Origin of the sequence: Hydrotalea sp., from assembly GCF_049968455.1 — a bacterium.
Classification (GTDB): Bacteria; Bacteroidota; Bacteroidia; order Chitinophagales; family Chitinophagaceae; genus Hydrotalea.
Window position 1 is genome coordinate 41768 of the sequence record NZ_JBMFQT010000011.1, and the last position, 23516, is coordinate 65283.

Here is a 23516-nt window from a genome sequence, read left to right on the forward strand (position 1 = left end):
ACTAGTTGTTCAATTGTTTCAATGCTACATCGCTTACCAACATAATATGGTCGCTTAAATCTTCATCTACCATATCAAACTGAAGAATTTGAAATTGCGAGTTAGTAAGAATATAATCAATACGCAAAGTGGGGGCTAAGCTGATGAAACTGCGGCCAATACCAAAACCTTTGGACAAAAAGGCATCTTGCATATTTTGCCGAATGTGAAAATAGGTGAAGCTGTTGGGTACATCGTTAAAATCGCCACAAATTATATAGGGGTAAGGACTTTTGTTTAAATGGGTTTTTACCAAAATAGCTTGAGCCGTTCTTCTTCTAAAGGCCAATAACATTTTTTGAATAATGCCTTTTGATGCAGCTAATGCTTCTTCATTTTGCTTAATTTTTTCCATGCCTTCATAATCATCTTGATTAAACTTGTACGATTGTAAATGCGTAGTAAATACCCTTATAGTATCATTTGCTTTTACCATATCGGCATATATCAGGCTTTCCGCTGTTTTAAAAGGAATACGCTCGGTATGAATAATGGGATATTTTGAAAAAATAATACATCCCGACTGATAATTATTTTTTCTTCTATAATCCTTCGAAAAAAAATGGTAAGGGAAACTATCGTTAAACAACGCAATATGATTGGCTGTAGTATTATTGTTTTCTGCATTATTAAATTCTTGCAGGCAAACTACATCAGGGTTTAGCTTTTGAATGGTTAGCAATAAATCTGAAGGAACTTGCTGTTTGGCGGCTTTGCTTTTAGATAGCCCGTTAAAACTTTGAACGTTCCAGCTAATAATACGTAAACTATTAGGAGGTTTTGTTTTAGTAAACCCTTCTTTTATATTACCGGCAAACATTACTTGCAGTTGTTGGTAGCTCAGTAATAAAGCAATTAGTGATAAAAGCAAGTATTTGGGTTTTACAATAATCCAAAATATGATGAAGAAAATATGGATGAGTGCCAAATAAGGCATTAAAATAGCAATGAAGCTAATGGGTGTAAAATAAGTGGGGTCTATCCACGGACTTAAACAGCCCAGTAGGTAAATAAAAATAATCAGCAGGTTACTACCAATTACAATACGCTTTATAAAAGGCCTGATGAATGCCAATGCCATTGCATAAAAATAGGAATTGTTTATGTAAAGGCAAGGTGGCTTTGGTTGAATGGTAAATCACTGAAGGAATGGATTAGGGGTTAAATAATTATTGCAATTTAATATCTGTAATACTGGGATAATGGTCAGATAAATGAAGTGGGAATGTTTTGTGTTGCAATATTTGTATTGGCTTGCGCATTAACATTACATCAATGCGTAAAGTGGGTGAAATACTATCATAAGTACCACCTAAGCCCCATCCGGTTTTTAAAAAAGCATCCTGCAATCCTTTACTTAAGTAGTGATACACATATGATGAAGGTACCGAGTTTAAATCGCCACAAAACACAAAGGGTAGGTCCGTTGTATCCATTACTGAACGAATAGTTTTTGCCTGGTTTACATGCACTTTGTCGAAATAACGTAGTTTGTAAAAAGTTGATTTTTGTAAAAGTAAAGTTGTGTCGGGTTTATAAAATTGCGATTCCATGGGTAAAGCCTGATTGCCATGTAAATTCATGGAACGTAAGTGTGCATTAATGATTTTAAAATTTTGTTGGCCATATTGTAAGGTTACCCATTGAAATTCTTCTTTAAAGTGTTCGGCATTGGGAAGGGAAATAATAGCAGAATCAATAATGGGCAATCGTGAAAAAATAATGATGCCATTTCGTTGAATCCCGTATCCTTCAATTCCAAATGAAAAGTTATTGACAAAGGATGTATAAGGATACTGTAATGAATCGCGAATATAGGGAAGGGTACTTCGGAAATACCGCCCTGAATCAGTTGCAAAATCCTGAAAGCAAAGCACATCGGCATTGGATTGACGAATAAATGCCAACATTTGTCTGCGCGGATTTCCGGGTGTATCATTCTTAATGGCAGCATTCAAAAATTCGTTAACATTCCACGATAGAATGCGAATACTACCCGCCGGCTTTTCCATTGTGAACTTATTGTTAGGATGAAATCCCCAAATAGCCTGTATGTTTTTATAGCCAAGGCATAAAACAATCCAAAATATGAAACTGTATTTTTTAAAGACAGGAATAGATAAGCAACAAGCCAATAGCATTGCAGCTAATACCAATGGGTATGCCAATGCTAAAAAAGTTAATGGCCAAAAATGAACCGAATTAATGTATGGAGTTGCTATTGCAATTATATAAGGAAGACTTAAGCCAATACAAAGAACGCCCAACGGTTTTTTTATGAATGATGCTTTCTGTAAAGCCATAATGGGATTATAAATCTTTACTGGCTTTCTTTAAAAATTCTTTTTCATCGTCAGTAAGCATATGATAACCCTGTTGATTAATTTTATCCAATATATCGTCTAATCTTTGTTGGGTAACATTAGGGGTTTTGTTATAGGGCTTAACGGTAGACCGATAATACAGCTTTTCTTTAACACCTTTGGGAGTATGTTTTTTTTCCGGGTTAAATAAATCATCAATCCAGCTTACTAATCGGTGCATCCATCCTCCCCAGTCGCGGCCTCGTTTTAATTGTTGTATGTATAAAAATCCAACCACGCCACCAGTAAGATGTGCAATGGCATTGCCACCATTTTGGGTAGCAATAGTTGCATAATCAATAGCTACAAAAACAAGGGTTAGCACCCAAATGGGAATTCCGCCATTAATTAAAGGAAAGATTCTATAATCGGGCGCTAAGGTAGTGGTTGCAATGGCTATGGCCATAACAGCGGCACCACCGCCCATTAAAGCAGGTGTGAATGCCATGTTTTGATACAATGCAGGAATTACATTCATGCTTAATATAAAAGCAATGCCTCCGAAAAAGCCTCCATACAAATAAATAGGAATAATATTTTTATTGCCTGCCAGGTCTTGTAACATGAACCCAAAGGCCCAAATCCAAAATACCGTGCTAATAATACCCCAAATACTGTGGGTTGTAAACATATAAGTTAGCAGTGTCCAGGCGCGGGGAAAGAAAACGCCAGTGTCGGCAGGTAATGCTAGCCAATCAATAATTTGTTTTTGAAAAAAAAGGGCAGCAGTATTATTGCTATCGTAGGAAATGAAATAAATGATTTTAATGAAAGTAAGTGATATAAAAAATATTGCATTAACAATTATTAAAAATACCAAAGCATTTTTATCATCGCCCAATAATGGCCTGTGGCGGGTATTACGTATTTCACTTAAGTTCATAATATAAAGTTACAATATTCAATCATTTCCGCCGCTATACGGTTTTAATAAAACGTTTTTCGGTTGTTTTTGTTCCAAAAATATACCAAAATAATGCCTACCAAAGCCCCTCCCAAATGGGCAAAATGGGCCACGTCATCACCAGCAGAGTTTTTAATACCCAAATACAATTCAAAAGCGGCATACATAATTACAAACCATTTGGCTTTAATGGGAACAAAAAAGTAAAGATAAATTCGGGTGTTGGGGAACAGATAACCAAAGGCAGCCAAACATCCAAATACTGCGCCGGATGCGCCAATGGTAGCTTCATTTAGTTTAGCTAAAAAATTATTTCTATACAGTTGCTGTGTGGCAGGATCTAAACTGTTAAATGCTTCAATTAAGTGTTGAGTTTGAAAATACAGTACAATTAAATGGCTCAATGCTGCTCCTAAACCACACACAATATAAAAAGTTAAGAAACGTTTGGGCCCCCATAAGTTTTCTAAAACAGAACCAAACATCCATAAAGCGAACATATTGAAGAAAATATGTTCAAAACTGCCGTGCATGAACATATGGGTAATTAGCTGCCAAGGGCGAAATAAGGGGCTTTGAAAGGTATGTAGAGCAAATAAATCATCCATATTAATAAAACCCTGACGGCCAATGGTCATTTGAGCCAGAAAAACCAAGCCATTAATAATAATCAGGTTTTTTATAACAAGGGGTAAAATTTGAAATCGTCCGGGCCTAAATTCAGTCATGCTATAATTTTATGGTTTACAACTATATTTACTTTAACGTTAATTGCACAATGTTTTCTATATGAAAAGTATGTGGAAACATATCAATCGGCTGCACTTTGGTTACCTTATATTTTTCTGACAGTAAAGCCAAATCGCGGGCCTGTGTGGCCGGATTGCAACTGACATAAACAATGCGTGGCGCTGCAATTTCCAACAATTTTTCAATTAACTTTTCATGCATACCGGCCCTAGGGGGGTCGGTAATAATTACATCGGGTTTACCATTTTGGTCAAAAAATGCATCGTTGCAAATTTTTACAACATCACCGGCATAAAAAGCAGCATCTTTAATATTATTCAGAGCTGCATTTTCTTTTGCATCGGCAATGGCTTCTGCAATGGTTTCAACGCCAACAATTTTTTTTGCCTGTTTACTAACAAAAATACCAATACTTCCTGTTCCGCAATATAAATCGTAAACAGTTTCATTGCCTGTTAATTCGGCCATTTTCCGAGCATATTGGTACAATTTTTCTGCTTGCTCGGTATTGGTTTGGAAAAATGATTTAGGACCAATTTTAAATTGATAATCTTCTAATGTTTCTAAAATATAACCAGGACCTTTATATGTGTTTACGGTTAAATCGTAAATACTATCATTCCATTTAGGATTAATCGTATAAAGTAAGGTGGTTATTTCCGGAAAATGTTGGTCAATCGTTTGCAATAATGCTTCGCGAAGTGTTGGGTCATCATATGCTAAAACAATATTCACCATTAATTGTCCCGTTCGGGTTAAACGTATCATTACATTGCGCAACCAGCCTGTATGTTGGCGAGCATCGTAAAATGGGATGCCTTTTTCACGTCCAAAGTTTACTATGGCTTTGCGAATAGCATTAGAGGGTTCATTTTGTAAATAACAGGTATCTATTTCAACTACTTTATCAAAAATACCTTTGGCATGAAAACCACCATAGCCAGCAATAGTATCGGCAGGTATTGCTTCTGCTGGTAGTTGTTTAAAGTCGGACTTGGGAATATATTTTTTATTAGAAAAAGTAAATTCAATTTTATTGCGGTATCCCCGTGTGGTATGGGCCCCCACAATGGGTTCAAATGTTGGCAAAGGAATTTTGGCAATACGGGTTAAATGGTCATATACTTGTTTTGCTTTGTATTGCAATTGCAAATGGTAAGGTAACATTTGCCATGAGCAACCGCCACAGGTGCCAAAATGGCTGCAAAAAGGTTGTTCGCGTTGTGGTGAAAGTTGGGTGAATGAAAGGGCTTCTCCTTCTGCCCAGTCTTTTTTATTCTTGTGTAATAAAACGTTAGCAACGTCACCCGGCACGGCTTTTTCTACAAAAATTACCTTTCCATTTACGCGGGCAATTGATTTGCCTTCGGCAGCGTAGTCTTCTACCAATACATTGTCCAGAATAATGCGTTCTTTCTTTTTTCTCACAGTAGCAAAAATAACATTCCAAAGCTTTGTTTGGAAAATAAAGAGATGAATACAGTTTTTACAGAATGATTAAAGGCAATAGTTTTAACATTTCCTATATTTACAATATTTATTTTTACAGTATGAAGAACCTTTTCCTTATTTTCTGCAACATTCTTTGCCTTCCTGTTATTTTATTGTGTCAACAAAAAAAAGTAACAACAACAAATACAGTCCATTCAACAGGCCACAATATTCACATTCAACTAAAGCCCTATAAAAATACTACCATTTATTTAGGTACTTATTATGGAAAAGGGAAAACATTAGCCGATTCAGCCTTTTTAAATAGTAATAGTGAAGGGGCATTTAAAGGAACTAAGCCATTAACAGAAGGCATTTATTTTGTTGTATCACCACAATACACCATTCAGTTTGAAGTATTGGTGGGCAAAAAACAGCATTTTAGTATAGTAGCAGATTCTGCTAATAAGCTTCAACCGGTTATTACCGGCTCGCCTGATAATACCTTATTTCTTCAATATACACAAGAAAGTTACAAGTTGGGTAGTGATATTGATGCTTTACAAAAACAGTTGGCCCAACAACACAACCATGCCGATTCTGTAAAAATTGAAAATGAAATAAAAACGGCAAGTCAGAAATTACATCAGGCCCGCGAAAACATTATTCATCAACATCCACAGTCATTATTAGCTTTTTTACTACAAGCCATGCAAAGGCCTGAAATACCTGCTATTCCGGTAGTAAATGGCAAACCCGATTCATTATACCCATTTCGTTATGTAAAAGAACATTATTGGGATGATGTTTTATTTAATGATGATCGCCTTTTACATACACCCTTTTTTGAACCCAAATTAGATGATTATTTTAAATATTATGTTTCTCCCGAACCTGATTCTATTATTAGTGAAGTGAACTATATATTACTTTCAGCCCGTACCGGTAAGGAAATTTACCCTTATTTACTTACCAAATTCACTAATAAGTATTTGAATCCGGAGTTTATGGGACAGGATAAAGTGTTCTTGTTTTTGTATGAAAATTTTTATGCAAAAGGTGATACTGTTATTTTAAATGCGGAATCTAAAAAAATGATAACGGATAGGGCTTATAGTATGATGGCTAATCAAATTGGTGCAGCTGCGCCCGAATTGAATTTAACCGATACTTCCGGAAAAAACATTTCACTATACAGCCTTAAAGCACCTTTTACTGTGGTTGTATTTTGGGATCCTACCTGCGGTCATTGTAAAGAAGAATTGCCTCGTATTGACTCAATTTACAAAGCTAAATGGAAAGCAATGGGGGTAAAATTGTACAGTGTAAACGTAAATGAAGCAAGGATGGATGATTTAAAAAAATTCGTAAACGACCACCATTTTAGCCCCGACTGGATTTTAACTTATCAAACCAAAGCGGCTCGCCAGGCCGAACAAAATGCCAATGAACCCAATTATCGGCAATTGTATGATGTGTTTAAAACACCCACCTTGTATTTGTTAGATGCGGATAAACATATTATTGCCAAACAATTAACCATTGAGCAAATTGATAATTTGATGCAGGTAAAACGAAACTCAAAACAATAATTGTTTTTTAAGGCAAAATGTAAATTGCTTGTTGTATTTTACTTATTCAATTGCAACCTAAAGTGTCTTTCACAGCAGGGTTGTTTCAAATATTTACATTATGCAAAAATTTAAGCTATTGCTTTTTTGTGCTGCATTGCTGTTGCTTGCAAAACCATTATTAGCACAGAATGGCGCACCTTCACCCTTTGATACAACTATGTATGGCCGTAATGAAAAAGCAGGGCATTACGTACATACCCGTGGTATGAATATGTATTATGAAACATATGGCAACGGTGCCCCATTGCTGATTATTCATGGTAATGGTGGCTCTATCAATAATTTTTTATATCAAATCCCCTATTTCTCAAAAAACTATCAGGTAATTCTAGCCGATAGCCGGGCGCAAGGTAAAACTGCCGACACCGGCGATTCATTAAGCTATGAAATGATGGCCGATGATTTAAATGCATTACTCGATTCATTACACAAAGACTCTTGTTATGTAATTGGCTGGAGCGATGGTGGCATTAATGGTTTGCTGTTGGCCATTCGGCATCCTGAAAAAGTGAAAAAATTAGCAGTTACCGGTGCTAATTTATGGCCCGATACTTCAGCTGTTGATGCATGGGTGGTACAAACAACATTAGACTTAAATGATTCTTTGGCAAAAATGAAAGCTACACCAGAAGTAAAGCGGGAACGTAAGTTGGCTCATTTATTATCTTATGAGCCCCATATTTCACAGGCACAATTGCACACCATTCAATGTCCTACATTGGTAATTGGGGGCGATCACGATGTAATTAAACCCATACATACTTTGTTAATTGCCGAAAGTATTCCTAAATCCTATTTATGGATACTGCCTAATTCAGGGCATTCAACCCCCATTGTTTATAAAGATGATTTTAATCGGCAGGTTGATTTGTTTTTCAAAACACCCTATCGCACTATAGAAAAGGAAGCAAGGTTTGAATAAGTTCCTAAGCAGTGCTTTTGCTTGCTTAGCAATTTTTTTCTGTTTTGAAAAAAACCTTTTTACTTCAGTTTATTTAAATTTTTTAGTTTACATCTTTGAGATAGAAAAATGTCTATATGAGCATTTTGAGCTTTTGTTCTAAAAAATAGCCATGAATAATTGAACTTAAAAATAAAACGCTTTGTGAAAGCCAAACTTATATTCAGACTTCCTTTTTTTATAGCAATTTTTTGCTATAGTTGTTCAAAAGTGCCTGCACAAAGGCCCTCTAACGTGCAGCAAAATTCAGAGCTTTTGAGTGATGACGGTATTATACAAATCAAATTAGATTTAACAAGGGGTGGGGCAATTAGTTATATTTCTTTGTCTGGAAGTGATCGTAATTTAGTTAATATACACGATGAAGGCAGGTACATTCAACAATCTTATTATGCAGGCAAGCCTTTGAATCGTATTGCGGAAGGGCAAAATCCTGCTTGGTCGCCTTGGCGTTGGAATCCAATTCAAGTTGGTGATAGTTATGGCAATCGTGCACAAATATTAGATAGTAAAACAGCGGGCGACACGCTATATGTAAAATGTATTCCCATGTTATGGGACATGAATAACAAACCTGCCCAGGCAATTATGGAACAATGGAATATTTTAAATGGAAATGTAATTAAGGTGCATTGTAAACTTACCTGTCAAAGAACCGATAACTTATATGCAGAAAACATTTCAAATGCTCAAGAGTTGCCGGCTGTTTATCCGATAGCTTCACTCAATAAATTAGTTACCTATTTAGGGAATAGTCCGTTTATGAATGATACCTTAAGTAATCCAACGGTAATCAATCTATCAAGTGGCTTTTGGGGACGTTATTCCAATGTAACAGAGAATTGGATGGCTTTTGTTGATAGTACAAACTGGGGTATAGGTGTATATAATCCAAATTGTACCTCATTTTTAGCAGGTATTGCCGGCAAACCCAATGGGGAGAGCCTTGACGCATCTACCGCTTACATAGCACCAACGCTTAATGTAATTCTAAACAAGAATACTGTTTTTGAATACGACTATTACTTAATTGTAGGAACAATATCACAAATAAGAACTGAAATATATCAACTAAAATAAATTTGATAGAATTGAATTGAAGTTCATTTATCCCTATTTTTTTATTGATGAAGATTTTGTGGTAATAAAATTTCAATCAACTTATTCAACCAATTATGGGTGAAAAATTGAAAATTTCAAACGCTTCTTAGCTTCCAAATAATCATTTAGGTGCAATACTTTTTTAAATATGAATTGAGAGAAGTTTTATTGCTTGAATGGCCTTTTTCGTACCTCCTTCGAGACAGATTCGATACAAGTTCGACCTTACTTCGATGAAAGGCTTGAAAACACTGGCTTGTTTGCTATTTCTGTCGAACAAGTGTCGAACAAATTAGCTCAAAAGCCCGTAAAATGAACATTTATGGCCTTCATAATGAAATTATATCAAATAGGCCAATAAAAAATTGTATACAAAATACTACAAAAACTGTATATAACGTTTCTTGTATAGCATCTATGCGGTTATTACTTTTACATTCAATAATAACCCCTTTATTCAAATCCTTAAAAAATCACCCTTTGCGTAACCTTAGCATAGTTAGAAACGAATACCGCCATTTACCCGATAGGGAATTGCTGCGTGTAGCCAAAGAAGGGATGCCTTATTTATCCAATCACCATATAAAAGATTTACAGGAAGAATTAGCCATCCGCCATTTAGATGATGCACTGGCAGAAAGTAATAAAGCCTATCAGGCTTTACGCAATACTTTGGCTTTAAGTGCTTTTAATAAGTCAACCAACGGCATTCTATCTACTGCAATTTGGAAGTTAATTTTCAACTGGAAAGCTCAAGGCAAATCAGATGAAGTGATTTGTGAATTATTGGTGGCCCAAAACATTCATGCTGAATATGCGGCCATTTTGGTTTCATGCATTGAACCTCAGTTGGAAAGTAGCATTGAGCAGCTTACTACCGAAACTTATGCAGGTTATATTCCTGCCGGTTTGGGTATTGCAGTTTTATTATGGGTTTGGTTGTTTACCCTTGCACCCGCTTACTTATTAATTGGATTGGTACTACTATTGGCTGGCAGTTTAAAACTGTACCATGTATTGCCGCGTAAAAGAAAATTACAGTCTATTCTACAAAAAATACAAAATAGCCAATAAGTAATTCCATTTATTGCTAGCCAGGCGTAATAGTTTATCATTAATTATCTCTCTACAAAATTCAATCGTTTTAGTTAGCTAGACTAGCTAAATTACATCTTATTGTATAAAGCTCATTGAAAGAATGAAGCCTACAATTTTTTTGTTTTGTTCGTTTTATTTGTATTTTCAATACATCACTTTGCAGGTTCAGTACCAGGATAAAAGTCTATTTTCATCTAAATAGAACCCAATCATTTATAATATGAAAAGCATTCTCTTTATTGTAGGGGTGTTATGGTTGTTTGCCGCCGAAATTTTACGCGTATATTTTATAATGCCATTTCCCGGCAGCCAGCAAATGAATAGCATAGACTTGGCTTATTTTATTAGCACACACATTGTTTTATTGCGATTGATAGGCTATGCATTGATCAGCTATCCCATTTTAGAATATTTTAGAGGAAAGGCTTGGTTTCCGAAACTAATTGTTGTACTGTTGGGCATAGCATATATTGCTATTTTTTATTTGTTTAATTATCGTTTTCAGGCCGATAAAATGTTTTATAAAGCCCGGCATCAATGGTTTGCCAATGCAAACAATGACACTACCAACAAGAATAGTTTAGTAATTGGGGTGGTAATAAATGGTATCGCAAAGGCCTATCCGTTACAAATAATTGGATACCATCACCAAATAGCCGATAGTATAGGGGGTGAACCCATATTGGTTACTTATTGCACAGTTTGCAGAACCGGAAGGGTATATAGTCCTGAAGTAAATGGGAAAAAAGAAACATTCCGATTGGTAGGCATGGATCATTTTAATGCCATGTTTGAAGATTCCACTACTAAAAGCTGGTGGCGGCAGGCAACAGGTGAAGCCATAGCCGGGCCATTAAAAGGAAAGCAATTAAAAGAATTGCCCTGTAATCAATTAACCTTGGCAGCATGGCTAATGGAGTATCCCAATTCGTTGATTTTACAACCCGATGAGAAGTTTAAAAAACAATATGCCGAGTTAAAAAATTATGATAAGGGAACAGTGAAAAGCAAATTGGAAAAACGTGACGCTGCATCATGGAAACCAAAATCGTGGGTGGTAGGCATTATTCAGCATAACAAAGCCAAAGCTTACGATTGGAACACATTAACACAACAACAAGTGCTCAATGATGAAATAGGTAATGAGCCTATTGCCATTGTATTGGAAAGTGATACAGCCTCTTTTCATGCTTTTCATACCGATTTTGGAAACAATGTGTTACACTTTCAGAAATATGCCAATAATTTATTGATTGATACTACAACACACACCATTTGGAATATGGCAGGCGAATGTGTAGAAGGTCCGTCAAAAGGTGCCCGTTTACAACCGGTTCAATGTTATCAGGAATTCTGGCATTCATGGAAAACCTTTCATCCTAATACCTTGGTTTATCTATAGAAGTGGATAGGATTGTGCAGAATATCCAAGTACTGTAACCGATAAATTCATACAACAATGAAATGAAAACCCCGTAGGGGCGACATCTTAATAAAAAAACAAGTAGCTATCCCGTGTACCTCTGTAGGAGCGATGTAATTATGATAAATACATTCTTATAGATATAATTAAATTTCGCCTCTGTAGGGTTTTGTAGATTGTAAAAAAATTTGGTTTAAACTTTTAATTGAACACTAAAAGCCATTCATTTTATGATTTCTTTATGTAACGTATTGTGGTGGCTATGCGTTCAATTCATAGAAATTATTCATCATTAAACAAAATAACATGAAGAAAACAGTTGCCTTACTGATAGTGTTAGCGGTTGTTGGCATTACTCAGTTAAATGCCCAAACCAAAAATTTTATTGATCAACCTTATGTAGAAGTAGCGGGTACTGCCGATACATTAGTAACACCCAATGAAATTTTTATTCGGTTTACCATTAGTGAAAAAGACACGAAAAACAAGGTTTCACTGGAAGATCAGGAAAAAGCCATGTATGTAGCTTTACAACAGTTAGGCATTGATGTAAATAAAAATCTGGTAGTCAATGACATGTCCAGCAATTTTCAATATTATTTTTTGCGGGGGAAGGATGTGGTAAAAACCCGCGATTATGTGTTAAAAGTTGCCACAGCAAATGAAGCCGGTAAGGTATTTATAACCTTGGAACAATTAGGCATTGCCAATGCCGCAATTGATAGAGTAGATTACAATGGCTTGGAAGCAATTCGAAATAAAATGAGAAGCAACGCCGTTAAAAATGCTTATATGCGGGCCAAAGCGTTAACCGAGCCTTTGAATCAGAATATTGGTAAGGCTATTTATATTGGCGATGAAGAACGTTATGCACAGCCCTATATGCAACCTCGTATAATGTTAGCAAAAACAATGGCTTCAGACACAACTACTCAGCCTGATATTAGTTTTGAAAAAATAAAAGTATCTGCCAATATTACGGTGCGTTTTGTGTTGAATTAGTAGCAGAATAAAAATTATATTTATTTAGCGCCGGTTACACTACCGGTTTGTGGTAGCATGAATCGGTAGTTTTTTGTAACCATTCATTCATAGAAACATTTGCATTTTAATTTGATAGCTTCTATTCAGGTACCTCAAAGGTTTTTATACTTTTCAACATGCAGCAGCATTCAAGCTTATGTGCCCAATTTATTCTGAGTATTGCGATGATTAAATTGGGCACAATTCAATATGTCTGTTTTATTGCTGATATTTGATAATATGTCTCAATGGTTTCAATCCATATATCGCCAATGGAAGGCATTACACCCAACCACACGCAGCATAATGTTAGCCCGTGCTTTTAGAAGTTTGGGGCAAGGTGCATTGGTGGTTGATTTAACCTTGTATTTAAAAGCTTTACAATGGTCGGGGTTTCATATTGGCTGGGTATTAAGTTTAGCAGGTATTATGGGTGCTTTACTTAGCTTGGCAGTGGGTATTTCTAGCGACAGAATGCGGCGTAGGCCCTTTTTGTTGGTGTATGAATGCATTACCATGATAGGTAGTTTACTGGCTTTTCTTACAGCACAGCCTTTATTACTTACCATTGTCATTGTGATTGCAGGATTTGGACGTGGTGCCAATGGGGCTGCAGGGCCATTTTCTCCGGTTGAACAGGCCTGGCTGGCTGAAGAAGTGCTGCCCGAAAAAAGAGGAAAGGTGTATAGTTGGAACACGGCTATGGGATTTATTGGCATGGGTTTGGGTGCACTCTTGGCTATTGTTCCGGCTTTTGTCCATCATCATACTATCACATTACAATACACCGTGTTAGTGCAGGCAAGTGCCTATCGTCCCTTATTCTTAATTGTAACGGTAGCTACTTTGTGTAATTTATATTTATTGTATAGGGCTAAGGAAAATTACAATGGCAAAATAGTTCGTGAACAACATCCGCAAGAGCTTCCTATTCGCCAGCAAGAAAATAAAATGCTTGCAGGTTTAGTTTTTTTAAATGCTTTTAATGGAGTTGCAATAGGATTAACAGGGCCACTGATTTCTTATTGGTTTGCCCTAAAATTTGGTAAAGGTCCGGGTGAAATAGCACCCATGATGGCCCTCACATTTTTTATAACAGGCATTGCTGCTGTATTTACCGGTAGTATCAGCGAAAAAAAGGGTATTGTTACTACAGTGGTATATGCCCGCGCTATTGGATTGATATTGTTGCTATTACTGCCATTGGTTCCATTTTTCTGGATGGCTGCCATTTTATATATTGCCCGTTCAGCCTTAAACAGGGGCTCGGTCGGAGCACGACAGGCACTTACTGTTGGTTTGGTACGCGATGAACGAAGAGGGTTTGCTACCAGCTTAAATGCTGTTTCCATGCAACTACCCCAATCAGCCGGCCCTACACTTTCAGGCTGGTTGTTTAGTGCCGGGAATTTGGCATTACCCTTTTATGCAGGTGCTGCTTGTCAGGCTATTTATTTGGTATTATATAGCCGATTTTTCAAAAACCAAAACAAACCAAATACCAAACCTTCATAATGCAATATAATGTAGACTGATTGAAAAGATAGGGTGTAACTTTATTACATTAATCAAACTTTTATGCATTATCAACGTATTAGTTCAGGATCCGTGTATGAGGAACAAATGTGTTATTCAAGAGCAGTGGTAGCACCACCCTTTATTTTTGTTTCCGGCACTACAGGCTTTAATTATGCCACCATGACTATAGCAGATGATATTGTGTTGCAAGCGGAGCAAACTTTTTTAAATATTGAAAAAGCCCTGCAACAAGCAGGGGCTTCTTTGCAACACATTGTACAGGTAAGGTATATTTTGCCAAATGCCGGTTTATTTAGTTTGTGCAAACCTGTATTACAAAAGTATTTAAGCACTATAAAACCTGCAGCCACTTTAATACAGGCAGGTTTGTTAGATGAACGTATGTTAATTGAAATAGAAGTAGTAGCTATGTTGCCGAGTTAAGCAACAATAGATAAAATAGTTAATAAAAATAGTGTTTTTAGATGCAGATTGATTAATTGGATATGCCCATACTCAAATGGATTTTCATTGAGAATAGAGGCTTATGATAAAGCTGCACATTGACGCAAATCAATGGTATTTCTTGCTTTTACTCATTTTACCGGCTTTTACTATTGAGTAGCTTTGCTAAAAAAATACAATGACAACTAATCATACTTTCCAGCAACTGATACAAACATTTCCGGAACAAGATACCATTATGCCTGTTTTGTTTATTGGTCATGGATCGCCCATGAATGGTATTGAGGATAATGTGTTTAGCAACCAATGGGCTGCAATGGCAAAAAGTATTCCCCTACCCAAAGCCGTTATCGTTATATCGGCACATTGGCAAACCAGGGGTACACAAATTACCGCTATGGACTTCCCACCTACCATACATGACTTTGGTGGTTTTCCCGAAGCATTGTATGAAGTACAATATCCGGCACCCGGCCGGCCTGAATTAGCAGTTTTTACTAAAAGCCTGGTGCGTACTACTGAAATAGGCTTAGACCATGAATGGGGTTTAGACCATGGTACATGGACAGTTGTTCGCCATATGTATCCGCAAGCACAAATACCGATACTGCAACTGAGTTTAGATTATACAAAAGCCACACCTTTTCATTTTGAATTGGCTAATGAACTTCAATTATTGCGCAGAAGGGGTATTTTAATAATTGGTAGTGGTAATATGGTGCATAATTTGCGGATGGTAAACTGGCAAAAATTAGAACAACCCGGATTTGCTTACGATTGGGCAGCCGAAATGAATGCTGCTTTTAAATCGTTTATTCAAACGAATAATAATAATGCTTTAATTCATTATGAGCAATTAGGTACTGCCGCTAAATTAGCTATTCCAACCCCCGAACATTTTCTTCCACTCATTTATACGTTAGGCTTACGAAATAGTACCGATGCAGTGGTTTTTTTTAATGATATAGCTGTGGGAGGTTCATTAACCATGACATCCGTAAAATTTGGATAAAGGCAATACTTATTGATGTGTAACTATATCCGTAATTTTAAAAAAAAACACATTAAAAAATTTGGAAACCCTTCAAAAAATTTGTATATTTATATATGCAGCAAAATAGCAGTAACCCCATTCGGGTTATTATTACCGGAGCAACCGGTATGGTGGGAGAAGGGGTATTGCACGAATGCTTACAAAGCGAACAAGTAGCATCAATATTAGTCATTAATCGGCGCCAGATTGGTTTACAACACCCTAAACTTACAGAAGTAATACACCAAGATTTTATGGATGTTGGTGTTTTGGCTTCCGTAGTAAAGGGTTATGATGCCTGTTTCTTTTGTCTGGGTGTTTCTTCTGTTGGCATGAAAGAAGCAACCTATAATCAATTAACTTATACATTAACTACCGGTTTTGCCAGGTTGCTTTGTGAACAAAATCCCAACATGGTATTTTGCTATGTTTCGGGTAAAGGAACAGATAGTTCTGAAAAAGGGGTATTAATGTGGGCTAGAGTGAAAGGTAAAACCGAAAATGCCTTGTTACAAATGCCCTTTAAAGCAGCATATATGTTTCGGCCGGGAATTATTATTCCAACCCCGGGCTTAAAAAACACATTGAAATTGTACCATTATTTAGGATGGTTAATACCATTGTTTAAATTAATGATGCCTAACAGTATTTGCTCGTTACAACAAATTGGAAAGGCAATGATAAGGCTGGTAGCACATGCAGATGCAAAAAGAATAATAGAAGTCAACGACATCAAACGAGTAGCGGCAACTGAATAATTAATTAGGAATGAATCGTTACAACTACATAGTTTGACTTTATCAAAAAATATTATAGTATTAATGTTTGGTTTGAATTTGCTGTAGAATGGTATTTTCAATGACATGAGGAAAATGTGCATACTCCAACGCATGCACTTTTGCGGCAATTTGTTCGGGTGTATCGTTTGGACTTACCGTGCAAGTGGCCTGAAAGATGGGAGGTCCATCATCATAATGCTCATTTACATAATGAATGGTAATGCCTGTTTCCGATTCGCCGGCTTCGGCAATGGCCTGATGAACTTTAATGCCATACATGCCTTTGCCACCATATTTTGGAAGAAGAGCGGGATGTATATTAATAATATGTTGCGGAAAGGCTTCAATTAAGGGTAAAGGTATTTTCCATAAAAAACCGGCTAATATTAGCCAGTGAATACTATGTGTCATTAGTTCAGGTAAATAAGCATCTTGATTGAAAAACCTGTCTTTTTCAATCATTAAAACAGGAATCTGGTGTTGTGCAGCCACCTGAATAACACCTGCTTGGGGTTTATTGCAAACAATTAGGGCAATGGAAATAAGGTGATGGCGTTTAAAATACTGGATTAAATTGGCTGCATTGGTGCCGGCACCTGAAGCAAAAATGGCTATCCGTTGTTTTGATTGAATTGAAGACATGAATCAATTATATGCTGATTATATATAACATGTAAATAGAAAAATTGAGTCTGCAATATATGCAATACTTTTTTAGGGGGAATTAGAGTGGGTTGACAGCGTTTAATGTTGAATTTTTTTAAAACGAAGTGCATTGGTAGAATACACAAAAATGTGTATTGAAAAGGGTATTAAAAACAAATAAAAATACAACAATCCGCTAAAACCCACACCAGCACTGGCTAAAATTTTTTTTGCAACATTGAGTTTTTGTCAGCCCCGTGTCATATTTTTGCACTCGTTTAAGGATATTTTTCCACATTAGACCAACCAGATTGTGAATATGATACCTCATCGCATGATAATCCGAGCTGTAGTCGCAGGAATTTTTGTATGTTTTTCATTTGCATTTGGCATAACTGTAAAAGCCCAAGATGGAAAATCGTTATTTAGCCAGAACTGTGCATCCTGCCATGCTATTGACAAAAAGTTAGTAGGTCCGGCCCTTATGGGAGTAGAAGATAGATGGCCTAATAAAAAACATTTGTACGAGTGGATTCGAAATAATCAGGCTTTCTTAAAAACCGGTGATCCTTATGCTAATAAGTTGTATGAAGAATACAACAAAACAGCTATGAACCTATTTCCGCAGTTAACTGATGCAGAAATTGGTGCTATTTTAAAATATATTTCCGATTATAAACCCGCTTCAGCACAACCTGCTGCCGGAGCTGCTGCCGGGCAGCCTGCTGCAGAAAGTGATAATACCTTATTATTTGGTATTCTTACTTTAATATTGGCAGTAATTGCATTTACATTAATGCAGGTAAATAGCAATTTGAAAAAATTAACCGATGTTAAAGAAGGCGTTGAAAGTCCGGAACCGGTTCCTTTCTGGAGAAATAAAACCTATATTGCTATTGTAACTGTTATCTTGTTCTTGATAGGTGGTTATTTAACTACTAAAGGTGCTATTGGTTTAGGACGCAATATTAATTATGAGCCCAAACAACCCATTTTCTATTCACATAAAGTACACGCCGGCATCAATCAAATAAACTGTTTGTATTGCCACAGTGGTGCAATGGATAGTAAATATTCAAATGTGCCTTCCGTAAACGTTTGTATGAATTGCCACATGGCCATTAATGAATACAAAGGTGAAAAATTATACACTGCCGATGGGGAAGAAGTAAATGGTACGGAAGAGATTAAAAAATTATACGAATACGCCAACTTTACACCCGGCCAACCCTGGGATGCCAGCAAAGCCAAACCCATTGAATGGACTAAAATACACATGTTACCTGCACACGTTTATTTCAACCACTCACAGCATACCCGTGTAGGTAAAATTCAATGTCAGATTTGCCATGGCGAAATCAATAAAATGGATGAAGTAAAACAAGTGTCTGAATTAAGTATGGGCTGGTGTATTAACTGTCACCGTAGTACTCAGGTTCAATTCAAAGACAATGGATTTTACAGCATTTATGAAAAATATCACCAAGATTTAAAAGATGGTAAAATTGATAGTACCAAAGGCGTAACAGTGGAAATGATTGGTGGTACCGAATGTCAAAAATGCCACTATTAATGTGCCTTGGCATAAAGTAAATTAAAGGAAACATTAACCGCATCAACGATAAAATGTAGAGTGCCGATATCGGCTATTTTACACCTAACAAAACAAATTATGGAGCAAAAAAAACACTGGCAAAGTTTTGGAGAGTTGACAAATTCTGAAGGTTATCAGGAATCAGCAAAAGATGAGTTTAAGGAAGATTTACCCGTGTGGGAAGATGATAAGGGTTTGTTTAGTGCTGCCACTCCCCGTAGAGATTTTTTAAAATATTTAGGATTTAGTACTGCTGCTGCTATGGTTGCAGCTAGTTGTGAAGTGCCGGTTCGTAAAATTATTCCTTTTGCGAATAAGCCCGAAGATGTTATTCCCGGTGTGGCTAACTATTATGCTACTACATATATTCAGGATGGGGAAGCAGTAAGCGTTTTGGCTAAAGTAAGAGATGGCCGTCCCATTAAATTAGAAGGAAACGACTTAAGCCCCATTACACAAGGTGGTACTTCAGCTCGTGTACAATCTTCTGTATTGGATTTGTATGATACCGCTCGTTTACGTTTCCCAACTATAGATGGCAAAGAAGCTACTTTTGAAAATATTGATGCAGAAGTTGCCAAAGCCATTAATGGTTTAGGCAGTGCACCCATAGTTATTTTAACTACTTCTATTGCATCGCCATCATCTAAAGATGTAATTAACCAGTTCATTGCCAAACACCCTGGCTCACGTCAGGTAACTTATGATGCTATATCATATAGTGGTATGTTATTGGCTAATGAGGCTACTTATGGTAAAAGAGCTATTCCTTCTTATAAATTTGATAATGCAAAAGTAATTGTAAGCCTTGGTGCTGATTTCTTAGGCACTTGGTTAAGCCCAATTGAATTTGCTAAGCAATATGCTAAGAACAGAAAAATTAATGAAAAGGCTCCTACTTTAAGCAAGCACTATCAATTTGAAAGTATTGCCAGCTTAACAGGTTCAAATGCTGATGAAAGATTTTTACACCGTCCATCTGAAACCGGAGCAGTAGCTGTTGCATTATTAAATGCTATCAACGGGCAGTCTATTAACTTAAGTGATGCAGCTTTAAAAGAAGGCGTGAAAAAAGCTGCTGCAGATTTAGTTGCCAACAAAGGCAATGCTTTGGTTGTAAGTGGCAGCAATGATGTAAATGTTCAAATTATAGTAAATGCCATTAATGAGGCTTTGCAGTCAGGTGGTAAAACCATTGATTGGTCAAGCACCTATAACACCTACCAGGGCATTGATACAGATTTTGCCCGTTTGGTTGAAGATATGAATGCCGGAAACGTTGGTGCCTTATTAATTGTGGGTGCAAATCCTGCATATACATGGTTTGATAGTGCCCGCTTTGTTGCCGGAATGAAAAAATTAAAATTTGCAGTTTCATTCAATCCTAAAAATGATGAAACAACGCAATTGTGTAAATATGTTATTCCTAACCACCACTTCTTAGAAAGTTGGGGTGATGCAGAACCCAAAACTGGTTATTATTCTTTAATGCAGCCCACTATTTATCCATTGTTCAAAACTCGCCAATGGCAAGATAGTTTGTTAAAATGGAGTGGTGCTTCAACTGATTACTTGGGGTATTTAAAAACCTTTTGGAGTGCTAAAGCAGGTGGTGAAACTGGTTGGGAGAAAGCCATGCAAGATGGCGTTTTAAATCCTGCAGCTACCCCTGCATCAATTGGCGCAGCATTTAATAGTGGTGCTGTAAATGGGGCTTTAGCTGCGATTGCTGCCTACAAAAAAGGTGGAAAAGTGGAAGTGGTATTGTATCAAAAAGTAAGTATGGGAGCCGGCCAAACAGCTTCAAACCCATGGTTACAAGAAATGCCCGATCCGGTTACCCGCGCTACTTGGGATAACTATATTATGATTTCACCTGCAATGGCAAGAACCTTATTAGGCATTGATTTAAACATTGCTCGTGAAGCAGATAATTATGAAGTTACGCCTGAGAAGCCTGTTGTAAAAGTTACCGCTAATGGTAAGTCTTACTCTTTACCGGTATTAATAATTCCCGGTGTTCATCCTGATACAGTGGGTATTGCGTTAGGATATGGTCGTACCAAAGAAATTGGTAAGGCTGCAGATGGTGTTGGTCAAAATGTATTCCCATTAGCCAGCATGAGTGGAGCTACTTTAAGCTTTGCCGCTATTGATGCAACTGTTGAAAAAACAGGCACTACTTATCCGGTTGCTTTAATGCAAACCCACAATGTGTACGATACCCCACAAGGGAAGCGTACTGAGGTTATGAAAGAATTAACCTTAAGTGAATTCAAGAAAGATCCGGAAGAAATTATAAATGACCGTCAAAAAGAATTAGCTCCATTTGGCGGATTGAAAAACTTTGAAAAAGAGGGTACAATCTATCCTTATTATGATAAGCCGGGTATTCACTGGGGCATGAATATAGACCTTAATGCTTGTACCGGTTGTGGTGCCTGCGTTATAGCTTGCCACGCTGAAAACAATGTACCAGTTGTAGGGAAACCTGAAGTATTGCGTTTCCATGATATGCACTGGTTAAGGATTGACCGTTATTATAGTGGTAATCCTGACAATCCTAAAGTGGTATTCCAACCCATGATGTGCCAGCAGTGTGATAACGCTCCTTGCGAAAACGTTTGTCCTGTAGGAGCTACCAACCACAGCAGCGAAGGTTTAAACCAAATGGCTTATAACCGTTGTATTGGTACTCGTTATTGTGCAAACAACTGTCCTTATAAAGTACGTCGTTTTAACTGGGCAGATTATACCGGAGCTGATAGCTTCCCCGATAACCAAAAAGGTATTGTAAATGATGTAGTATTAATGATGAACGACGGCTTAACCCGCATGGTGTTAAATCCTGATGTTACTGTACGTTCTCGTGGTGTAATGGAAAAATGTTCATTCTGCGTACAACGTTTACAAGAGGGTAAGTTAAAAGCTAAGAAAGAAAGTCGTCCATTAATTACAGGTGAAGACAATAAATGGGATTTAAAAACTGCTTGTCAGCAAGCTTGTCCTACCGATGCCATAGTATTTGGTAATGTAAACGATTCACACAGTGCCATTACAATTACCCGTAAGGAGAATGAGTTAAGATTATTTAAGTCGTTAGAGCAGCTGCACGTGTTACCCAATGTTACTTACTTAGCAAAAGTTCGTAATGTAGAAGAGGTAGCAGAAAAAGCAGAAGGATAAAATAAATTGAGCAGAAAGAGAAGTATACTTTGAAAATGTAAACACAGTTTCTTAAACATTTAAGAAACGCAAAACAGTAAGAAGCAATGCATTTAAAGTACGAATCACAGTTAAGAGAGCCGTTAGTAAATGGCAGGAAAACCTACCATGATGTTACGGAAGAAATTATTCGCCCTATAGAAGCGAAACCGGGTAAGCTTTGGTATGTAGGATTTTATATTGCCGTAGCATTATTGCTTTTTGGCGTATACAGTGTTTACCGCGATGTTACCTATGGTATTGGTCAATGGAACCTGAATAAAACTGTAGGATGGGGTTGGGATATTACCAACTTTGTATGGTGGGTAGGTATTGGTCACGCCGGAACATTGATTTCTGCAATTTTATTGCTATTCCGCCAGGGTTGGCGTACCGGTGTAAACCGTGCTGCTGAAGCCATGACCATTTTTGCGGTAATGTGTGCTGGGCAATTTCCCATTTTCCACATGGGCCGTGTATGGTTAGCTTTCTTCATTATGCCTTATCCCAATACAAGAGGACCGGTATGGGTAAACTTTAACTCGCCATTGTTGTGGGACGTGTTTGCGATTTCAACTTACTTTACCGTTTCTGTATTGTTCTGGTATAGTGGTTTAATTCCTGATATGGCTACCGTTCGCGACAGAGCAAAGACTAAATTACGCAAACTATTATATGGCGTTGCTGCCTTTGGCTGGACTGGATCAACCAAACACTGGCAAAGAATTGAATCTTTATCATTGGTATTGGCCGGTTTGGCTACACCGCTGGTACTTTCAGTACACACCATAGTATCTATGGACTTTGCCACTTCTGTTATTCCCGGCTGGCATACTACTATCTTCCCGCCCTATTTTGTGGCTGGTGCGGTGTTCTCAGGTTTCGCAATGACACAGTCATTATTGTTGGTGGTAAGAAAAGTATATCATTTGGAAGATTATATTACTATAGGCCACATTGAAGCCATGAATAAAATTATTGTGCTTACCGGTTCAATAGTAGGGGTGGCTTATTTAACCGAATTGTTCATGGGTTGGTATAGCCAAAGTAAATATGAAGGTTACACTTTCTGGTACAGCCGTGCCAACCTATTCAGCCCTTATGGATGGAGCTATTGGGGTATGATGACTTGTAACGTTTTAACCCCACAAATTTTCTGGCTACGCAAAGCAAGAAGAAACTTATTTATCACCTTCTTCATTTCAGTATTAGTAAATGTGGGTATGTGGTTTGAGCGCTTTGTAATTATTGTTACCTCTATTTACAGAGACTACTTACCTTCATCATGGTCTGTTTATTATAGTCCCTCTATTTGGGAAATTGGTTTCTACTTAGGAACATTTGGTTTATTCTTTACATGCTTCTTCTTGTTTAGTAAATATGCTCCGGTTATTGCGGTACATGAAATTAAGTATGTATTGAAAACTACCGGAGAAAGCTACAAGAATGAAATGGGAGCTATTGAGCGTGAACCGGTAGAAGAATTTGCACATGAATATGCGCACTAATTGAAAGAATTGCTGATAGAAAAATTAATTGACGACCTAAATT

The 23516-nt window shown here is 37.0% G+C and carries 19 protein-coding genes; 13 read left to right on the forward strand and 6 right to left on the reverse strand.

The window, feature by feature from the left end:
• Position 1: 1 nt before the first annotated feature.
• From ACP5P5_RS09225 to rlmD, 5 genes are all read right to left on the reverse strand, one after another.
• The gene (locus tag ACP5P5_RS09225; protein WP_428285815.1) at positions 2-1120 is read right to left on the reverse strand and encodes an endonuclease/exonuclease/phosphatase family protein; all 1119 of its coding nucleotides are present in this window, start codon (positions 1118-1120) and stop codon (positions 2-4) included.
• Between the two features lie 88 nt (positions 1121-1208).
• Positions 1209-2342 (reverse strand): endonuclease/exonuclease/phosphatase family protein, encoded by a 1134-nt coding sequence (locus ACP5P5_RS09230; protein ID WP_428285816.1) that lies wholly within the window; start codon positions 2340-2342, stop codon positions 1209-1211.
• A gap of 7 nt (positions 2343-2349) precedes the next feature.
• Positions 2350-3285 carry a rhomboid family intramembrane serine protease gene (locus ACP5P5_RS09235; protein ID WP_428285817.1) on the reverse strand — a complete coding sequence of 312 codons (936 nt, stop codon included), beginning with the start codon at positions 3283-3285 and terminating at the stop codon, positions 2350-2352.
• A gap of 44 nt (positions 3286-3329) precedes the next feature.
• Positions 3330-4034 (reverse strand): rhomboid family intramembrane serine protease, encoded by a 705-nt coding sequence (locus ACP5P5_RS09240; RefSeq protein ID WP_428285818.1) that lies wholly within the window; start codon positions 4032-4034, stop codon positions 3330-3332.
• Positions 4035-4062: 28 nt separating this feature from the next.
• Positions 4063-5484: a 23S rRNA (uracil(1939)-C(5))-methyltransferase RlmD gene (rlmD, locus tag ACP5P5_RS09245; RefSeq protein ID WP_428285819.1), complete on the reverse strand. Its 1422-nt coding sequence runs from the start codon at positions 5482-5484 to the stop codon at positions 4063-4065.
• Between the two features lie 122 nt (positions 5485-5606).
• Here rlmD and ACP5P5_RS09250 point away from each other — a divergent pair, with 122 nt between their 5' ends.
• The 10 genes from ACP5P5_RS09250 to ACP5P5_RS09295 all read left to right on the forward strand — a co-directional run bounded on the left by ACP5P5_RS09250 (position 5607) and on the right by ACP5P5_RS09295 (position 16501).
• Positions 5607-7079, forward strand: coding sequence for a redoxin domain-containing protein (locus ACP5P5_RS09250; RefSeq protein ID WP_428285820.1), 1473 nt, complete (start codon positions 5607-5609; stop codon positions 7077-7079).
• Between the two features lie 100 nt (positions 7080-7179).
• On the forward strand, positions 7180-8043 hold the full coding sequence (locus ACP5P5_RS09255; protein WP_428285821.1) for an alpha/beta fold hydrolase: 864 nt from the start codon (positions 7180-7182) through the stop codon (positions 8041-8043).
• 294 nt (positions 8044-8337) lie between these two features.
• Positions 8338-9162, forward strand: coding sequence for a hypothetical protein (locus ACP5P5_RS09260; protein WP_428285822.1), 825 nt, complete (start codon positions 8338-8340; stop codon positions 9160-9162).
• A gap of 501 nt (positions 9163-9663) precedes the next feature.
• Positions 9664-10257, forward strand: a complete 594-nt coding sequence (locus ACP5P5_RS09265) for a hypothetical protein (RefSeq protein WP_428285823.1) — start codon at positions 9664-9666, stop codon at positions 10255-10257.
• 244 nt (positions 10258-10501) lie between these two features.
• Positions 10502-11683, forward strand: a complete 1182-nt coding sequence (locus ACP5P5_RS09270; RefSeq protein ID WP_428285824.1) for a DUF3179 domain-containing (seleno)protein — start codon at positions 10502-10504, stop codon at positions 11681-11683.
• A 327-nt stretch (positions 11684-12010) separates the two neighbouring features.
• A complete protein-coding gene (locus ACP5P5_RS09275) occupies positions 12011-12706 on the forward strand; it encodes an SIMPL domain-containing protein (protein WP_428285825.1) in 696 nt (231 codons plus the stop codon).
• A gap of 231 nt (positions 12707-12937) precedes the next feature.
• The gene (locus ACP5P5_RS09280) at positions 12938-14242 is read left to right on the forward strand and encodes an MFS transporter (RefSeq protein ID WP_428285826.1); all 1305 of its coding nucleotides are present in this window, start codon (positions 12938-12940) and stop codon (positions 14240-14242) included.
• A 63-nt stretch (positions 14243-14305) separates the two neighbouring features.
• Entirely contained in the window at positions 14306-14689 is a 384-nt protein-coding gene (locus ACP5P5_RS09285) for a RidA family protein (RefSeq protein ID WP_428285827.1), read from the forward strand.
• Between the two features lie 199 nt (positions 14690-14888).
• Complete coding sequence (gene ygiD / locus ACP5P5_RS09290) at positions 14889-15722, forward strand: 4,5-DOPA dioxygenase extradiol (protein WP_428285828.1); 834 nt, start codon at positions 14889-14891, stop codon at positions 15720-15722.
• A gap of 95 nt (positions 15723-15817) precedes the next feature.
• A complete protein-coding gene (locus ACP5P5_RS09295) occupies positions 15818-16501 on the forward strand; it encodes an NAD(P)H-binding protein (RefSeq protein ID WP_428285829.1) in 684 nt (227 codons plus the stop codon).
• Between the two features lie 60 nt (positions 16502-16561).
• Here the strand turns inward: ACP5P5_RS09295 and ACP5P5_RS09300 are convergent, their stop codons facing one another.
• Positions 16562-17164, reverse strand: a complete 603-nt coding sequence (locus ACP5P5_RS09300; RefSeq protein WP_428285830.1) for a phosphoribosylglycinamide formyltransferase — start codon at positions 17162-17164, stop codon at positions 16562-16564.
• A gap of 337 nt (positions 17165-17501) precedes the next feature.
• Between ACP5P5_RS09300 and ACP5P5_RS09305 the strand changes: the two genes are divergently transcribed.
• From ACP5P5_RS09305 to nrfD, 3 genes are all read left to right on the forward strand, one after another.
• Positions 17502-18740, forward strand: a complete 1239-nt coding sequence (locus ACP5P5_RS09305) for a c-type cytochrome (RefSeq protein WP_428285831.1) — start codon at positions 17502-17504, stop codon at positions 18738-18740.
• A 99-nt stretch (positions 18741-18839) separates the two neighbouring features.
• Complete coding sequence (locus tag ACP5P5_RS09310) at positions 18840-21947, forward strand: TAT-variant-translocated molybdopterin oxidoreductase (RefSeq protein WP_428285832.1); 3108 nt, start codon at positions 18840-18842, stop codon at positions 21945-21947.
• A gap of 86 nt (positions 21948-22033) precedes the next feature.
• A complete protein-coding gene (gene nrfD / locus ACP5P5_RS09315; protein WP_428285833.1) occupies positions 22034-23473 on the forward strand; it encodes an NrfD/PsrC family molybdoenzyme membrane anchor subunit in 1440 nt (479 codons plus the stop codon).
• Positions 23474-23516: the final 43 nt, after the last annotated feature.

What these genes read in the sequence shown, in the direction of transcription:
- ACP5P5_RS09225 (WP_428285815.1), bottom strand. Translation starts at nt 1,120, where the DNA reads ATGGCATTGGCATTCATCAGGCCTTTTATAAAGCGTATTGTAATTGGT.
- ACP5P5_RS09230 (WP_428285816.1), bottom strand. Translation starts at nt 2,342, where the DNA reads ATGGCTTTACAGAAAGCATCATTCATAAAAAAACCGTTGGGCGTTCTT.
- ACP5P5_RS09235 (WP_428285817.1), bottom strand. Translation starts at nt 3,285, where the DNA reads ATGAACTTAAGTGAAATACGTAATACCCGCCACAGGCCATTATTGGGC.
- ACP5P5_RS09240 (WP_428285818.1), bottom strand. Translation starts at nt 4,034, where the DNA reads ATGACTGAATTTAGGCCCGGACGATTTCAAATTTTACCCCTTGTTATA.
- ACP5P5_RS09250 (WP_428285820.1), top strand. Translation starts at nt 5,607, where the DNA reads ATGAAGAACCTTTTCCTTATTTTCTGCAACATTCTTTGCCTTCCTGTT.
- ACP5P5_RS09255 (WP_428285821.1), top strand. Translation starts at nt 7,180, where the DNA reads ATGCAAAAATTTAAGCTATTGCTTTTTTGTGCTGCATTGCTGTTGCTT.
- ACP5P5_RS09270 (WP_428285824.1), top strand. Translation starts at nt 10,502, where the DNA reads ATGAAAAGCATTCTCTTTATTGTAGGGGTGTTATGGTTGTTTGCCGCC.
- ACP5P5_RS09275 (WP_428285825.1), top strand. Translation starts at nt 12,011, where the DNA reads ATGAAGAAAACAGTTGCCTTACTGATAGTGTTAGCGGTTGTTGGCATT.
- ACP5P5_RS09280 (WP_428285826.1), top strand. Translation starts at nt 12,938, where the DNA reads ATGTCTGTTTTATTGCTGATATTTGATAATATGTCTCAATGGTTTCAA.
- ACP5P5_RS09285 (WP_428285827.1), top strand. Translation starts at nt 14,306, where the DNA reads ATGCATTATCAACGTATTAGTTCAGGATCCGTGTATGAGGAACAAATG.
- ygiD (WP_428285828.1), top strand. Translation starts at nt 14,889, where the DNA reads ATGACAACTAATCATACTTTCCAGCAACTGATACAAACATTTCCGGAA.
- ACP5P5_RS09295 (WP_428285829.1), top strand. Translation starts at nt 15,818, where the DNA reads ATGCAGCAAAATAGCAGTAACCCCATTCGGGTTATTATTACCGGAGCA.
- ACP5P5_RS09300 (WP_428285830.1), bottom strand. Translation starts at nt 17,164, where the DNA reads ATGTCTTCAATTCAATCAAAACAACGGATAGCCATTTTTGCTTCAGGT.
- ACP5P5_RS09305 (WP_428285831.1), top strand. Translation starts at nt 17,502, where the DNA reads ATGATAATCCGAGCTGTAGTCGCAGGAATTTTTGTATGTTTTTCATTT.
- ACP5P5_RS09310 (WP_428285832.1), top strand. Translation starts at nt 18,840, where the DNA reads ATGGAGCAAAAAAAACACTGGCAAAGTTTTGGAGAGTTGACAAATTCT.
- nrfD (WP_428285833.1), top strand. Translation starts at nt 22,034, where the DNA reads ATGCATTTAAAGTACGAATCACAGTTAAGAGAGCCGTTAGTAAATGGC.